This window comes from Segeticoccus rhizosphaerae, assembly GCF_005222685.1.
Taxonomy (GTDB): Bacteria; Actinomycetota; Actinomycetes; order Actinomycetales; family Dermatophilaceae; genus Segeticoccus; species Segeticoccus rhizosphaerae.
Window position 1 is genome coordinate 32,903 of sequence record NZ_SWMA01000029.1, and the last position, 14,881, is coordinate 47,783.

The following is a 14,881-nucleotide window of genomic DNA, read 5'->3' on the forward strand; positions in this document are numbered from 1 at the left end:
GCTCGCGGCCCGTGCCCCGATAGGTTTTACCCGGATGATACCGTGACAAAACCGCACAGACACTTGGAGGACGACATGGCCATCGCATCACGCACCGCCCGCACGACCTGGCAGGGCAGCCTCGCCCGCGGCGCCGGAGAGGTCTCGGGTGACAGCGGCGCCCTGACTGCGCTCCCCGTGACCTGGGCGGCCCGCACCGAGGAGCCCGGTGGCAAGACCAGCCCGGAAGAGCTGGCTGCTGCCGCGCACTCCTCGTGCTTCTCGATGGCGCTCTCCCTGCGGCTCGGCGAGAACAAGCTGGAGGTGACCCGACTTGAGGTCTCCTCCACGGTGACCCTCGACGAGGTCGACGGGCTGCCGACCGTCACGACCGCGGCGATCGAGGTCACCGGCACGGTCGACGGAGTGGACGCGGCGAAGTTCCAGGAGATCGTCGACGAGGCGGCCGCGCTCTGCCCGATCTCCCGACTGTTCGCCGGCGCCAAGATCGAGGTCACCGCGACCCTCGCTGCCGGCTGACGCGCCGGGCGCAGGACAGAGTCAGACCGCGCTGGGCATCGTGACCGGATTCCCGTAGCGTGACGGACTCCGAGCGAGGAGGCGCGATGCGGCGCGGACAGGTGTTGGCGGTCGTGCAGGCCGGGGGTGCGGGCGGCCGGATGGACGTGCTGACCCGTGAGCGGGCCAAGCCGGCGTTGCCGTTCGGTGGCGTGCACCGGCTGATCGACTTCCCGCTGTCGAGCCTGGTGCACTCGCAGGTGAGCGACGTGTGGGTCAGCCTGGAGTACCAGGTCACCTCGCTCGACGACTACCTTGCCGGCGGCCGTCCGTGGAGTCTGGACCGCAACCGGGGCGGCTTCCGCCGGATGGTGCCGCAGACGGGCACCGGTCCCACCAGCGAGGAGGGGTTTGCGCAGGGCAACGCCGATCTGCTGCTGAAGATGGCGGCCGACCTGGCTGCGCGCGGACCGGAGCACGTCCTGGTCAGCAGCGCCGACCACATCTTCAACATGGACCTCGTGCCGGTCGTCGAGGAGCACGTCGCCCGCGGGAGCGCCGCGACGGTGGTCACGGCCGAGGTGACGCGCAAGACGGCGTCGGAGAACGTGGCCGTCGTGGTCGGGAGTGATGGCGTCGTCCAGGAGCTGGAGGTGAAGGTCGCGCGGCCCAGCACTGGCACGGTCGCCACCGAGATCTTCCTGTACCGCACCGACGCCCTGCTGGAGACGCTCTCGGCGCTGCGCGCCGAGCTCGACGAGGCCGTCGAAGGCGACTCCACCGGGCTCGGCGACTTCGGCGAGCACCTCCTGCCTCGACTGATCGAGACCAGTTCGGTCCGGGCCGTGCCGATCGAAGGCTACTGGCGCGACCTGGGCCAGCCGGCGACATACCTGCAGGGCCACCGCGACCTGCTGGCCGGCAAGATCGACGTCTTCGACCACCCCGACCGACCGGTGATCTCGCATTGGCCGGATCGCCCGGCGGCCCGCATCCGGCACACCGCTGGGCTCGCCAACAGCCTGGTCTCCCCAGGGTGCGTTGTCGCTGGCGAGGTCGACGGCTGCGTGCTCGGACCGGGCGTGGTGGTCGAGAAGGGGGCCCGGGTAACCGACAGCGTGATCTTCGACGATGTCGTGATCGCCTCCGGTGCGGTCGTCCACACCGCGGTGATCGACGAAGGATGCATGGTGGGCAGCAAGGCACGGATCGGCGCGGCTCCATCACGGCGGCAGGCCCGTGACGAGGAGATCGTCCTCGTCGGCACCGGATCGACGGTCGACTCGGCCATCGAACCAGGTGCCAGGCTCGAGCCCGGCACCACCGCCTGACCTTCCGATCAAACGCCGGGACGCGCAGACCACGTAGCTGGACGTGGAATGCGAAGTGGCGGCAGTCACACTCCCGCCACTTCCAGCGGCGCCTCTTAACGCCACAGATCAGGTGTCACCTGTCCGTGCAGCAGACCCGGACGCAATCGAGGCGACAGGTGGCGACTCGAACACTGGAGCGTCGCCGCGGATACCAAGGGTCGACCTGAGGCATATCCGGTCTTCCGCCGCCGCTGACTACCTCTGGGCGGGAGGCACGAGGGCGAGCGCGTCCGGAGTCATTCTCTGATCGCAGTAGTAGCCGCAAAACTGCGCGCGAATGCCCCACCCTGCCCGGGGTGGGGGCGCTTTTCGCATCACCGTCAGTCGCCGGCCCGGCGCCTCGACCGGATCAACCGCTCCCACCACCACGCCATCCCCTGGCGGTCCCGCCTACCATTGGCTAGGGTGCAAAAGCATGCACCCTCCCTGCCTACCGTGCCGCCTCCTCCCGGAGGCGCCTGCCGTGATCTGGCATTGGCGCGGTTGGTACCACGAGCAGCCCTGACCGGCTGGCGCAATGAACCGCCCCGCCTCCCTCCGCAGGAGGCGGGGCGCTTTCGTCGGCTCCATGCAGGCGTAGCCTCAGTCTGCGCGCGAACGCCCCCACCCCATCTGAGGGTGGGGGCGCTTATGTCATGCCCTTCGCGAACCGAGCCGGCGCTCCAGCTCGGCTAGCAGCGCGCCATCGCTGATTGAGGTCAGCACTTCCCGGGCGGGGTGATCCTCGAGGCCCATGTCCTCCGCGCTGACCAACCCGGTCACAAGGTGGTGTTCGTCGATCGAGGTGAGGCCGCCCCGGCGAATCTGCGTGATCGTGCCGGGTGGCCATTCCAGCGCCGCCTCCAGCCGCTCGTACGTGCGCAGTGTGTACTCATGCGCGTCCCCTCGCTCGATCTTGGTCACGATCGAAGTTGTAGGTCCACCCCTGGCTGGGATCTGCTCCCGGTACAGGCCGAGCGATTCACGACGGGCCCGGACCAGCCGCGCGAGCCGCCGCCGACCCGACTCGCCCACGGCGATCCACTCCCATCAGTCGATGACCGGAGCCGCGCCCCCCGCGCGACGCATCTGTGCATATCTTGCCGACCTTGTGCATATGTTTGCAACGGCCGTCCGTTGTTTGGACAGGGGTCGTGCTCTGGAACGGGAGGAACAGCGGTCGTATCTGGCTCCCACCCCCAGGCGACCAAGCGCCCCGGCTCTCCCGCGCGGGGCCGGAGCGCCGGTGTCATGCTCGCCGTAACGGAATAACGTTAGTGACGGGCGCGGGAGGAGCCGTGAGGCCTGTCCACTGCTCGACTTGGGAGTGGCGCAGGCCCGCCCGCTGCGCAATGACTCGGGGATCAGGTGAGATTCCGTACCGAGCAGCTTGCGTGAGCAGTCGTGGCGTCTCAGACGCGACTGCCACAGGTTCGTTTCGCCGCCACCCCTGCGAAGACAATTGGATGAACAGGCTACGTGCCCGATGACTGCTGATCACTCCGAGTCGTGAGGCACGAACAATCAGTGCCGACAACGAAATTCCGTAATCAGCCTTCACCCGCAGGTACGCGTGGCTCGTGACGAGCTGGCCATAGCGTGGCAGCTGCTCGCCTCCACCGGGATGCGCCGCGGCGAGGCGCTCGCGCTGCGCTGGGGCGACGTGGACCTCGACGCTGGCCGGCTGTCGGTGCGCCGCTCGGCCACGGTCGTGGAGGTCAAGGGCGAGGGTGAACGGATTATCGTCGGCCCGCCGAAGTCCGGAAAGCCGCGCACGGTCGACCTCGACCCCGATACGGCCGCCGGGCTCAGGACGCACAAGGCGGCCCAAGGCACGCTGTCTCTCTCGCTAGCCCGGGAGGACGCCTACGTCTTTGCCAGCCTCGACGGGACCGTCCGGCATCCTGAGCGGTTTTCCCGCAAGTTCGCGGCGGCCGTCGAGCAGGCACGGGCTGCGGGTGGACAGAAGTCTCTGGCGAAGATCCGGCTTCACGACCTGCGACACACTCACGCGGATGCTGCTCCTCGCGGCCGGTGTGCCCGTCAAGGTCGTCTCGGAACGCCTGGGGCACGCCAACGCGACCATCACACTCGGCGTCTACGCTCACGTCATGCCGGGCATGCGGCAGGAGGCGGCTGCGAAGTTCGGGGCACTGATGGCAGGGGGGGGTAATGGTTGATGTTGGTTGGCTCCAATCTGTTATCAGTGGGGCCGCTGGAGGTGCGTTGACTCTGGTGGGCCAGTGGCTCAACTGCAGGTGGTCGCGATCCGCGCAACGTGAGGCACGATCCCACGAGCAGGCAGCTGCCCGCCAAACGCGACGAGAAGCATTCGAGCTTGACCTTCTCGAGGACCTAGAAAGCGCCACCTACCTGCCATGGGCCGAAGTGTCCGATCGCCAAGCCGCATGTACCAAGACCCCGTGCAACGGGCCGTCGGCCTTAGCCTTGAGTTTTCCACGGATCAGGGGTCGGCTTACCTGACGGCTCGCCCTGAGGTGCTCGCGGCCTCCGCAGCCGCCTTTAACAATGATGTGAAGGAGGCGCTGGAGTGCGTCGCAAGTGCTGCAGATGCGGTCCTGGAGAAGGCAGAGGATGTGCAAGAGAGCGAAGCTCAGGCGTTCCTATCAGCAGAGGAACACGCCCGCAAGGTCGTGGGAGCGACCATTGTGGTGCTCCTTGGAGAGGAGGCGACGTCATGAGGTATCACGCCGGTATCACGGGCCAGCTTTGTCAGGGCAAACGGAAGCGCCCCAAGCCTCTGACCTGCAAAGACTCGGGGCGCTGGGTGTGTCCGGAGGGGGACTTGAACCCCCACGCCCGATAAAGGGCACTAGCACCTCAAGCTAGCGCGTCTGCCATTCCGCCACCCGGACAAGGTGCTCGTGCAGGTGCTGTGGGAGCACCCGCAACGCGGCGAAACTCTAACACGCAGGTGGCACAGATCAGAACTCGCCGAACGGTGGTCGAGACCGGGACCACGCGTGGCCCTCGTGGCCGGCGGCGACCCCAACTATGGTGCTGGGCATGACCCACACCGCGGATCGCCCAGCCACCACCGACATCGCCCCTGAGAGCGAGGTGACCCGCCTCTGCCAGGAGCTCATCAGGATCGACACGAGCAACTACGGGGACGGCAGCGGGCCTGGCGAGCGGGAGGCCGCCGAGTACGTCATGGGCCGGCTCACCGAAGTCGGCCTGGACCCCACGTATGTCGAGAGCGAACCTGGTCGCGCGAGCGTGGTCGTGCGGGTGGAGGGGGAGGACAGCTCCCGCCCGGGACTGGCCATCCACGGCCACCTCGACGTGGTGCCGGCCAACGCGGTGGACTGGCAGGTGGACCCGTTCTCGGCAGAGATCAGGGACGGCTGCGTCTGGGGCCGCGGCGCGGTCGACATGAAGAACATGGACGCGATGATCCTGGCCAATCTGCGCCACCTCGCCCGGACCGGCACGAGGCCACCGCGCGACCTCGTCTTCGCCTTCCTCGCCGACGAGGAGGCGGGCGGCGTCTACGGCAGCCACTGGCTCACCGACCACCGTCCGGAGCTGTTCGAGGGAGTCACCGAGGCGATCAGCGAGGTGGGCGGCTACAGCATCACCTTCCCTGCGGCCGAGACGGGCGAACCGACCCGCGCCTACCTCCTGCAGACAGCGGAGAAGGGCATCATGTGGCTGCGCCTGCACGCGCACGGACGCGCCGGTCACGGCTCGGTCCCCAACAACGAGAACGCGATCGCTCGGCTCGCGGAGGCCATCGCCCGCATCGACGCCCACCCGTGGCCGCGGCACTACCTCGCCTCGGTGCGGCAGCTGCTGGACGGCGTGAGTGACCTGTCCGGCACGGCATACACCGACGAGGACGCTGACGACCTGCTCGCCCACCTGGGCGGAGCGAGGGGCTTCGTGGAGGGCACGCTGCAGGACACCGCGAACTTCACCATGCTCGACAGCGGCTACAAGCACAACGTGATCCCACAGACCGCATCGGCCTCGCTGGACTGCCGGTTCCTGCCCGGCCACGAGGACGAGCTGCTGGCCACGATCCGTGCGCTCGCCGGCGACCTGGTCGAGGTCGAGGTGTACCACCGGGACATCGCGCTCGAGGCGCCTTTCGAGGGGGCGCTCGTCGACCGGATGAAGGCGGCGCTGCTCGCCGAGGACCCGGACGCGCGGGTGCTGCCCTACTGCCTGTCCGGGGGCACCGACAACAAGGCCCTCGCGCAGCTGGGGATCACCGGCTACGGCTTCGCCCCGCTTCAGCTTCCGGCCGACCTCGACTTCGCGCCGATGTTCCATGGCATCGACGAGCGGGTGCCGGTGGCAGCACTCGAGTTCGGGACGCGGGTGTTGGGCCGGTTGATCGCCACCTGCTGACCGGTGGAGCTACGCGGTGCGCCGCACCCGGATGATCTTGCGCCGGATCCAGGCCTTGCGCGCGCCGCCCCAGTAGAGGCGCATGCGGGACAGCTCCCAGTGGCCGTACTCGGCGTGCTCGGTCAGGACCCGGCGCACGTCCCCTCGGGACGCGTCACGGGGGAAGTGCAGGACGCGGTACTCGTACTCGACCATCAGCACCATTCTGACGCAAGAACGGCTAACGTCGTGCCATGACCGCCGATCCGCGTGCCGCGCTGGCCTCCCTCGTCGCCGCCCTCGAGCGCCACCTCGAAGCCGCTGCTTCCCGCAGAGGCGAGAACGACCCCTCGGTCGTGGCCGCCTACCAGGACCTGGCCGATGCGTTCGAGTCCTACGACGACGCGCTGCTCGACTCCTACGGCGAGGTCACGCCGCTCGAGATCTACAGCGACGATGACGATGATGACGACGACGGGGACGACGGAGACGACGGGGATGATGACGAGCTGGAGGACGACGACGAGGACGACGACGGCGTCTACCTCGGCCTCGACGACAGCGACTACGACGTGGACACCCGGCGGAGCTGACGCCCCGCGGGGCTGAGCCGGGAACGCCAGAGCGTCGCTGGCCCGGCAGGGCCGGGCCCCGGCCGGACCCTCAGTCCGAGACGTCCTCCAGAGCCTCGACGATCTCTCTCGGCAGCTCGAGGTCCTCTGCCCCGACCAGGGTGCGCAGCTGCGCAGCGGTGCGCGCTCCGAGCACCGGCGCCGCCACGCCGGGGCGGTCCCGCACCCACGCCAGGGCCACCTCGGCCGCGGAGCACCCCAACCCCTGGGCGGCCGTGGCCACTGCCTCCACGACCTGGGCCGACTCGTCGTCCAGGTAGCGCTGGGCGAAACCGGCAAAGTCGGCCGATGCGGCCCTCGACTGCGCCGGTATGCCGTGCCGGTACTTGCCGGTGAGGACGCCACGTCCGAGCGGCGACCACGCCAGCAGGCCGAAGCCGAGTGCGCCCGCGGCGGGCACGAGCTCGTCCTCGGGGATCCTGCACAGCAAGGAGTACTCCACCTGGTTCGCCACCAGCGGCACCCGGGCGGACTCGAGGAGCGAGCTGGCGCGGGCCGCCTGCCAGCCCGAGTAGTTGGAGACACCGACATAGCGCGCCCTGCCGGAGGTCACGGCCCACTCCAGGGCGGAGAGCGTCTCCTCCAACGGGGCGTCATCGCTCCAGGTGTGCACGAGCCACAGGTCGAGATGGTCGGTGCCGAGTCGCCGGAGAGAGGTGTCCAGCTGCCGCATCAACGTGCCCCGCGAGGTGTCCACGACCCGCTCGCCGCTGGAGCGGGAGATGCCGGCCTTGCTGCACAGGACCAGATCATCCCGAGCTGCCACGTCGTCGAGCAGCTCACCCAGGATCTCCTCGGCCGCGCCGTTACCGTAGCCGTGTGCCGTGTCGACGAGGTTGCCGCCGGCCGCGGCGAAGAGCTCGAGCTGGTCTCGGGCGTCCTCGCGGGAGGTGCTGCTGCCCCACGTCATCGTGCCCAGCCCGGTGCGGGACACCCGCAGGCCGGAACGTCCGAGTCGTCTGTGGCGCATGTCTCCGTACGGTAGCGGGGCTGCGTGGGCGCGGACACCGGCCCCGCCGCTAGCCTCACGGTCATGAAACTCGGTGTGAACCTCGGCTACTGGGGCGCGGGCAACGATCAGGACAACCTGGCCCTGGCGCAGGAGGCGGACCGCCTCGGCTACTCGGTGGTCTGGGCCGCGGAGGCCTACGGCTCCGACGCCCCCACGGTCCTGTCATGGGTGGGTGCGACCACGAAGCAGATCGACCTGGGCTCGGCGGTCATGCAGATCCCGGCCCGCACCCCCGCGACGACCGCGATGACCGCTGCCACGATCGATTCCCTCTCAGGCGGTCGGTTTCGGCTGGGCCTCGGCGTGTCCGGCCCACAGGTCAGCGAGGGCTGGCACGGCGTGCGGTTCGGGTCGCCGCTGGGACGGACTCGCGAGTACGTCGACATCGTGCAGCAGGCCCTGCGACGCGAGAAGGTGCAGTACCAGGGCAAGCACTGGACCCTCCCGCTCCCGGACGGCCCCGGCAAGGCGCTGAAGCTGACCGTGCACCCGGTGCGCTCCCACATCCCGCTCTACCTCGCCGCCGTCGGACCCAAGAACCTCGAGCTGGCCGGAGAGATCGCAGACGGCTGGCTGGCCATCTTCTTCAACCCCGAGCGCTCGGTCGAGCTGCTCGACGCCGTGACAGCCGGGCGTCGCCGGGCCGGTCGGGGCGAGCCGGACGCCCCCCTGGCCGGGTACGACGTCGTCCCCACCGTGCCGGTGGTCATCGACGATGACCTCGAGCGCGCTGCGGCGCCGCTGCGCGGCTACACCGCGCTCTACGTCGGCGGCATGGGCTCCCGGGAGAAGAACTTCTACAACGCCCTCGCCCGCCGGATGGGCTTCGAGGAGGCGGCGCAGCAGGTGCAGGACCTCTACCTGGCCCGGCAGCACCGTGACGCCGCAGCCGCCGTGCCGCTCGAGCTGATCGACCAGACCGCGCTGATCGGTCCCCGCGACCGGATCAAGGACCGGCTCGCCCGCTATGCCGAGGCCGGCGTCACGACGCTCAGCGTCTCGCCGTATGCCGCGTCCCTCCCGGAACGTCTGCATGTCCTGCGGACGTTGGGTGACCTGATGGAAGAGACTGGCCTTCGCGACTGACCGGCCGCACCGACCCGGCACCTGCCCTGACCCGAAAGATCACCTGTGGACCTGAGCTATGTCGACTCGCTCGTGCTGGGGGTCGTGGAAGGACTCACCGAGTTCCTCCCCGTCTCCTCGACCGGCCACCTGACCATCGCGGAGAAGCTCCTCGGGCTCACCGTCGACGACCCGGCGGTCACGGCATACACGGCGGTGATCCAGCTCGGTGCCATCGCGGCGACCTTCCTCTACTTCGCCAAGGACATCGCCCGACTGGTGACGGCGTGGGCCGGTGGGCTCCTGCACGAGGAGCGGCGGTCGCACCCTGACTACCCGCTGGCGTGGGCCGTCATCGCCGGCTCGATCCCGGTGGGGATCGTCGGGTTCCTCGCCAAGGACCTGATCACCGGTGGACTGCGCAGCCTGTGGGTCGTGGCAGTGGCGCTGATCGCGTGGAGTGCCGTCATGTGGGCCTCCGAACGCCGGCACGACGTGCTGCGCGGTCGGGGGCTGCAGCGCGGTGAGGGCCGGGTCACGATCAAGGACGGGCTGATCATCGGCCTGATCCAGTGTCTGTCGCTCATCCCCGGCATCTCCCGCTCGGGCGCGACCATCTCGGCCGGACTGTTCCGCGGCATCGACCGGGTCACGGCCACCCGGCTGTCGTTCTTCATGGCCATCCCCGCCCTGACCGCCGCCGGCCTCTACGAGCTGAAGGACCTCCACCCGGACGTGGTGGGCTGGGGCCAGATGGCACTGGGCATCGTGGTGGCGTTCGTGGTCGCCTACGCCTCGATCGCCTGGCTGATCAAGTTCGTCGGGAACCACTCGATCACGACGTTCGTCTGGTACCGGGTCACCTTGGGTGTCGTGCTGCTCGTGGTCCTCGGGGCCGGCTGGATGAGCGCCACCTGAGCGGGGGTCTCACTGCTCGGGAAGTGGCCCGTCACAGCCAGCCGGAGCGTTTGAAGGCGCGGTACAGGGACACGCAGAACCCCGCCATCACGAGGAGCACCACGAAGTAGCCGTAGTAGAACTCCGACCCGCCCATCCGGATGCTGAGGTGCAGCTCGGGCATGTTGTCGAAGTTCATGCCGTAGATGCCGGCGATCATGGTCGGGACGGCGGCGATCGCCACCCAGGCCGAGATCTTGCGCATGTCGTTGTTCTGCTGCACGGAGATCTGCGCCAGGTGGGCGTTGAGCACGTCCGTCAGCAACCGGTCGTAGGACTCGACGTGGTCGACCACGCGCAGCACGTGGTCGGCGATGTCGCGGAAGAAGGGCCGCGCCTCGGCGGGGATGCTGGGCAGGTCTCCCTCGACGATCCGGCGCAGCGGCTCCGCGAGCGGGACCGCGGCCCGTCGCGTCTCGAGCACCTCGCGCTTGAGCAGGTAGATCTCCGAGGCAGTGACGTTGCGGTCGGACGAGAAGACGTCGCGCTCGATGTTGTCCAAGTCGTCCTGCAGCTCGGCGTCGATGCTGACGTAGCCGTCGACGATGGCGTCCATGACCGAGTACATCACCGAGACCGGGCCGTGCTCGAGGTGAGAGGGTGTGTGCTCGAGATCGGCGCGCACACCGGACAGCGGGTTGGCCTCTCCGCGGCGGACCGTCACGACGAAGTGGTCACCGACGAAGATCATCACCTCACCGGTCTCGACGTCCGAGGTCCGCTCGACGTAGGCCAGCGTCTTCAGGACCACGAACATGCTGTTCTCGTAGACGTCGATCTTGGGGCGCTGGTTGCCCTTGACCGCGTCCTCCACGGCGAGCGGGTGCAGCTGCAGCTCGTCGTTGACGAGCGCGAACTCCTCGTCGGTCGGGTCCTTCAGGCCGATCCAGATGAAACCCTCGTGGCCGGCGCGCAGCCCGTCCAGCTCCGTGCTGAGGTCACCACACGGCATACGCCGGGCTCCCCGGTAGACGGCCTGGTCGACGATCACGTGCACATCGCACCACGGCCACGCCGTTTGTGCACGCACCTCGCCGCGTAGAGTGGCGCCCGTGCCGACCGCCCTGCTCATCCGACACGGACGCACCGCTGCCAATGCCGGTGGAACCCTCGCCGGATGGACCGAGGGGGTCGCGCTCGACGAGGAGGGCCGCACCCAGGTGCGCGCGCTCGCCGACCGCCTCGACGGACTTCCGGTGCGCCGGCTCGTGACCAGCCCGCTGCAACGGTGCCGGGAGAGCGCCGAGGTCCTGGCCAAGCCTCTCAACCTCGAACCGGGCGTCGTCGAGGAGCTGGGGGAGTGCCGGTATGGCGCGTGGACCGGTCGCGCGATCAAGGACCTGGCCGACGAACCGCTCTGGCGCACCGTGCAGGACCACCCCAGTGCGGCCCGGTTTCCCGAGAGCGACGACTTCGCGGCGGAGTCGTTGTCAGGGATGCAGGCGAGGGCCCTGGCGGCGGTCCGGCGGCTCGATGCTGAGGTCGAGGCCGAGCACGGGCCCGACGCGCTGTGGGCGCTCGTCTCGCACGGTGACGTCATCAAGGCGGTCGTCAACGACGCGGTGGGGGCGCACTTCGACCACTTCCAGCGGATCGTCGTGGGGCCGGCTTCGCTGACCGTGATCCGCTACACCGCCCGCCGGCCGTTCCTCGCGCTGCTGAACGACGGTGGATCCGACCTCGCCTGGCTGCAGCCGAAGGACGCACCGGAGGTCGGGGCGGGCGACGCGCCCGTTGGCGGCGGTTCCTCCTGACCAGCGGCCGTCCCGGCTGCCGCTCGCGCACCCGGCGCGGAACTCCGAGGTGGCGGCCCGGTGGTGGATTGCCCGGCCAACTCATTAGAGTCGAGCCATGCCGGTGATCGAGTTCGACCCACCCGAGCGGTTCGTCGCGGGCACCGTGGGCCCGCCCGGGCAGCGCACCTTCTTCCTGCAGGCCCGCAGCGGCCGCCGGTTGACCAGCGTGTCGCTGGAGAAGGAGCAGGTGAGTGTGCTGGCCGACCGGCTCGACGACCTGCTGGACCAGGTCGCCGCGACCGAGGACGCACCCCCGGCCGCGACAGCGGCGGACGAGCCCGACAACGAGCCGCTGGACACCCCGATCGAGGACGAGTTCCGGGTCGGCAGCATGAGCCTGGCCTGGGACGCCGAGCGCTCCGTCGTGGTGATCGAGTGCCATGACGGTGAGGTTGAGGTCGAGGCCGTGCCCGGCGAGGAGGAGGTCACCGTCGTCGAGGTGCCCGAAGACCAGACGATCCTGCGGGTCGTGATCGGTCCGCAGGAGGCCAGGTCCTTCGCCGGACGCTGCCAGCGCACCGTCAAGGCGGGCCGCCCTGACTGTCCCTTCTGCGGTGGCCCGCTGGACCCGACCGGTCACGTCTGCCCCCGCGCCAACGGGTACAAGCGCTGAGCAGCGACATACTGCGGCTGCTGGCGGTCGGTGCCATCGAGGTCGAGGGTCGGCTGCTCGAGTCGTCCAACCGGGCGCTGCGCACCGTGCTCCACCTGTCGGATGCGCAGACCCGCGCCATCTACAAGCCCGCCGTGACCGAACGTCCGCTCTGGGACTTCCCCGACGGCACGCTGGCCCACCGCGAGGTCGCGGCCTACGCGGTCTCGGAGGCGGGGGGGTGGGGCCTCGTGCCGCCGACGATCCTCCGAGAGGGTCCGGCCGGCCACGGCTCGTTCCAGCAGTGGATCGAGAGTCCGGTCGCGACCGAGGGCGAGGCCGACGCCGCGCTGCTGGCGATCTTGCCCCCCGACGAGGTCGCGGACGGCTGGCTCCCGGTGCTCGATGCGCAGGGGCCGGCTGGGGAGCCGGTCGTGGTCGCGCACGCCGACCGACCCGACCTGGCCTCGGCCGCGGTCTTCGACGCGGTGGTGAACAACGCCGACCGCAAGGGCTCGCACCTGCTGCTCGACGCGGCAGGGCACCTGTGGGGCTTCGACCACGGTGTGACCTTCCACTCCGAACCCAAGCTGCGCACCCTGCTGTGGGGATGGGCCGGTCGCTCCCTCCCGGAGTCCGACCTCGCCCGGCTCGAGTCGGTGCACCAGGCCCTCAGCGACACTGACTCGGAGCTGTCCCGACAGCTGACGTCGCTGCTGCTGGCCGACGAGGTCGCCGCGCTGCGCCACCGGGTGGTCGCGCTGCTGGACTCGGGGCGGTTCCCCCGCCCACGCGACGAGGGGCCGGCGATTCCATGGCCGCCCTGGTGACGTTCGCCCTCGAAGGCTGCGGATAGGCTCGGCAAGTGATCGCCTGGCCCGCCCCGTTCCTCCCTGCCGTCCCGGGCTCCGGCCCCGCCGTGCGCGTGCACGACACCGCGACCGGGGAGGTGCGTGAGCTGAACCCCGGTCCCGTGGCGCGCCTCTACGTCTGCGGCATCACGCCGTATGACGCGACGCACCTCGGGCACGCCGCCACCTACGTCACGTTCGACCTGTTGGGGCGCGCGCTACGGGACGCCGGGCACGAGGTCGACTACGTGCAGAACGTCACCGACGTGGACGAGCCGCTGCTCGAACGCGCCGAGCGCGACGGGCTGCACTGGGAGGACCTGGCCGAGCGCGAGATCGCGTTGTTCCGTGAGGACATGACGGCACTGGCCGTCATCCCACCGGACCACTACGTCGGCGCGGTCGAGGGAGTGCCGTCGGACGTCGAGGCGGTCACGAAGATGGTGGCGAGCGGCGCGGCATACCGTCTCCCGGTGCCGGCCGAGGAGGGGGGCGAGGGGCACGACGTCTACCTCGACCTGGCCGCCCAGCCGACCTTCGGCGACGTATCGGGATGGACCCGCGACCAGATGATGGAGGTCTACGCCGAGCGCGGCGGGGACCCCGACCGCGCGGGCAAGCGGGACGCGCTCGACCCACTGCTGTGGCGGGCACACCGCGAGGGCGAACCCTCCTGGGACGGCGGCGAGCTCGGGCAGGGACGCCCCGGCTGGCACATCGAGTGCACCACCATCGCGATCGACCACCTGGGGATCGGCTTCGACGTGCAGGGCGGCGGCTCCGACCTGATCTTCCCGCACCACGAGATGAGCGCGGTGCAGGGCGAGGCGCTGACCGGGCAGGCACCCTTCGCGCAGGTCTACGTCCACCAGGCGATGGTCGGTCTCGAGGGCGAGAAGATGAGCAAGTCCAAGGGCAACCTCGTGCTCGTCTCGCGGCTGCGGGAGTCCGGCGTCGATCCGATGGCCATTCGGCTCGCGCTGCTCGCGCAGCACTACCGCACCCCGTGGGAATGGACCGACGACCACCTCAAGGTCGCGACCACCCGGCTCGAGCGGTGGCGCTCGGCGCTTTCGGTGGTCGCAGCCCCCGACGCCGGCCCGACCATAGAGCAGGTGCGAGCTGCCCTCGCCGACGACCTCGACAGTCCTTCGGCGCTCGAGGCGGTCGACGCCTGGGTGGAACGCACCCTTGCCTGGGGGAGCGACGACGAGGACCGCTCCGAGTCGGCGCCGGGCCTGATGGGCCGCTCGCTCGACGCCCTGCTCGGCATCCGCGTCTGACTCGCTGAATCCCCGCGGCGTGTGGCAGGGGGCCGGGTGGCACGGCATGTCTGGCCGCGTCGAGCCCATTTGGATCCGGCCGGCGCTGTCGGTGGTCACGACTAGCCTCGTTCCTGCGGGGCGGCGAAGCGCTCGAGGGACCGGTATGCCGTTGCCTCGGCGGCGTGCTCGGGCTTCGCCTTGGTGGCCGATTGCGTTTGACGCCAACATAATTCGGCCCAGGAAGTTTGCACAGCGCCTTCCGAAGACCTCGAACAGGTGTATGATAGAACGCATGAACGACGAGCGGTTGAGTGAGGCGTTCGGCCTGGCCGGGCAAGCGTTCACTCAGGCGCGGGCCGGGGCGGTGCACCAGAGCTCCGGTGAGTTGTTGGGGGAGGTGGCGGCGGCGCAGCAGGCGTTGGACGCGCTGGCGGCGGTGCAGGTGGTGCGGATCGCGCAGTTCGCCGCGCGCGGCCGGGTCCGCGACGCCGGGTCGGGGGCGTGG

At 69.7% G+C, this 14,881-nt stretch carries 17 protein-coding genes, 1 tRNA gene and 1 pseudogene; 14 read left to right on the forward strand and 5 right to left on the reverse strand.

Annotated elements, in window-relative coordinates:
* Positions 1–75 precede the first annotated feature (75 nt).
* Together FCN22_RS16465 and FCN22_RS16470 are read left to right on the forward strand one after the other, a co-directional pair.
* Complete coding sequence (locus FCN22_RS16465; protein WP_137122654.1) at positions 76–519, forward strand: OsmC family peroxiredoxin; 444 nt, start codon at positions 76–78, stop codon at positions 517–519.
* Positions 520–605: 86 nt separating this feature from the next.
* Positions 606–1,829 carry a glucose-1-phosphate adenylyltransferase family protein gene (locus FCN22_RS16470; RefSeq protein ID WP_137122655.1) on the forward strand — a complete coding sequence of 408 codons (1,224 nt, stop codon included), beginning with the start codon at positions 606–608 and terminating at the stop codon, positions 1,827–1,829.
* A 675-nt stretch (positions 1,830–2,504) separates the two neighbouring features.
* Here the strand turns inward: FCN22_RS16470 and FCN22_RS16475 are convergent.
* Positions 2,505–2,774 carry a hypothetical protein gene (locus tag FCN22_RS16475; RefSeq protein WP_137122656.1) on the reverse strand — a complete coding sequence of 90 codons (270 nt, stop codon included), beginning with the start codon at positions 2,772–2,774 and terminating at the stop codon, positions 2,505–2,507.
* Between the two features lie 649 nt (positions 2,775–3,423).
* Here FCN22_RS16475 and FCN22_RS22855 point away from each other — a divergent pair.
* From FCN22_RS22855 to FCN22_RS16485, 3 genes and pseudogenes are all read left to right on the forward strand, one after another.
* Positions 3,424–3,852: pseudogene (locus FCN22_RS22855) on the forward strand (tyrosine-type recombinase/integrase); the annotation flags it as partial.
* Positions 3,853–3,865: 13 nt separating this feature from the next.
* Positions 3,866–4,030, forward strand: coding sequence for a site-specific integrase (locus FCN22_RS22305; RefSeq protein WP_238384794.1), 165 nt, complete (start codon positions 3,866–3,868; stop codon positions 4,028–4,030).
* A gap of 243 nt (positions 4,031–4,273) precedes the next feature.
* Complete coding sequence (locus tag FCN22_RS16485; protein ID WP_137122658.1) at positions 4,274–4,552, forward strand: hypothetical protein; 279 nt, start codon at positions 4,274–4,276, stop codon at positions 4,550–4,552.
* 89 nt (positions 4,553–4,641) lie between these two features.
* Here FCN22_RS16485 and FCN22_RS16490 read toward each other — a convergent pair.
* Positions 4,642–4,726: transfer RNA gene (locus tag FCN22_RS16490), tRNA-Leu, on the reverse strand.
* Positions 4,727–4,877: 151 nt separating this feature from the next.
* Here FCN22_RS16490 and FCN22_RS16495 point away from each other — a divergent pair.
* Positions 4,878–6,227 (forward strand): M20/M25/M40 family metallo-hydrolase, encoded by a 1,350-nt coding sequence (locus FCN22_RS16495; RefSeq protein ID WP_137122659.1) that lies wholly within the window; start codon positions 4,878–4,880, stop codon positions 6,225–6,227.
* A gap of 9 nt (positions 6,228–6,236) precedes the next feature.
* On the opposite strand, the gene FCN22_RS16500 is transcribed toward FCN22_RS16495, so the two are convergent.
* A complete protein-coding gene (locus FCN22_RS16500) occupies positions 6,237–6,422 on the reverse strand; it encodes a DUF5703 family protein (RefSeq protein ID WP_202911634.1) in 186 nt (61 codons plus the stop codon).
* Between the two features lie 38 nt (positions 6,423–6,460).
* Between FCN22_RS16500 and FCN22_RS16505 the strand changes: the two genes are divergently transcribed.
* A complete protein-coding gene (locus FCN22_RS16505; protein WP_137122661.1) occupies positions 6,461–6,799 on the forward strand; it encodes a hypothetical protein in 339 nt (112 codons plus the stop codon).
* A 70-nt stretch (positions 6,800–6,869) separates the two neighbouring features.
* On the opposite strand, the gene FCN22_RS16510 is transcribed toward FCN22_RS16505, so the two are convergent.
* The gene (locus FCN22_RS16510) at positions 6,870–7,808 is read right to left on the reverse strand and encodes an aldo/keto reductase (RefSeq protein WP_137122662.1); all 939 of its coding nucleotides are present in this window, start codon (positions 7,806–7,808) and stop codon (positions 6,870–6,872) included.
* 63 nt (positions 7,809–7,871) lie between these two features.
* Between FCN22_RS16510 and FCN22_RS16515 the strand changes: the two genes are divergently transcribed.
* Positions 7,872–8,936, forward strand: a complete 1,065-nt coding sequence (locus FCN22_RS16515) for an LLM class F420-dependent oxidoreductase (RefSeq protein WP_137122663.1) — start codon at positions 7,872–7,874, stop codon at positions 8,934–8,936.
* Between the two features lie 45 nt (positions 8,937–8,981).
* Complete coding sequence (locus FCN22_RS16520) at positions 8,982–9,833, forward strand: undecaprenyl-diphosphate phosphatase (protein ID WP_137122664.1); 852 nt, start codon at positions 8,982–8,984, stop codon at positions 9,831–9,833.
* 31 nt (positions 9,834–9,864) lie between these two features.
* On the opposite strand, the gene corA is transcribed toward FCN22_RS16520, so the two are convergent.
* Positions 9,865–10,863 (reverse strand): magnesium/cobalt transporter CorA, encoded by a 999-nt coding sequence (gene corA / locus FCN22_RS16525; RefSeq protein ID WP_137122665.1) that lies wholly within the window; start codon positions 10,861–10,863, stop codon positions 9,865–9,867.
* 61 nt (positions 10,864–10,924) lie between these two features.
* On the opposite strand from corA, the gene FCN22_RS16530 reads away from it, so the two are divergent.
* The 5 genes from FCN22_RS16530 to FCN22_RS21660 all read left to right on the forward strand — a co-directional run.
* Entirely contained in the window at positions 10,925–11,626 is a 702-nt protein-coding gene (locus FCN22_RS16530) for an Rv2135c family putative phosphatase (protein ID WP_137122666.1), read from the forward strand.
* A 97-nt stretch (positions 11,627–11,723) separates the two neighbouring features.
* Complete coding sequence (locus tag FCN22_RS16535) at positions 11,724–12,281, forward strand: Rv2134c family protein (RefSeq protein WP_137122667.1); 558 nt, start codon at positions 11,724–11,726, stop codon at positions 12,279–12,281.
* Between the two features lie 35 nt (positions 12,282–12,316).
* Complete coding sequence (locus FCN22_RS16540; RefSeq protein WP_238384795.1) at positions 12,317–13,090, forward strand: Rv2133c family protein; 774 nt, start codon at positions 12,317–12,319, stop codon at positions 13,088–13,090.
* A gap of 35 nt (positions 13,091–13,125) precedes the next feature.
* On the forward strand, positions 13,126–14,394 hold the full coding sequence (gene mshC, locus FCN22_RS16545; protein ID WP_137122669.1) for a cysteine--1-D-myo-inosityl 2-amino-2-deoxy-alpha-D-glucopyranoside ligase: 1,269 nt from the start codon (positions 13,126–13,128) through the stop codon (positions 14,392–14,394).
* Between the two features lie 274 nt (positions 14,395–14,668).
* On the forward strand, positions 14,669–14,881 hold a 213-nt coding region (locus tag FCN22_RS21660; RefSeq protein ID WP_162308237.1), incomplete at its 3' end, for a hypothetical protein.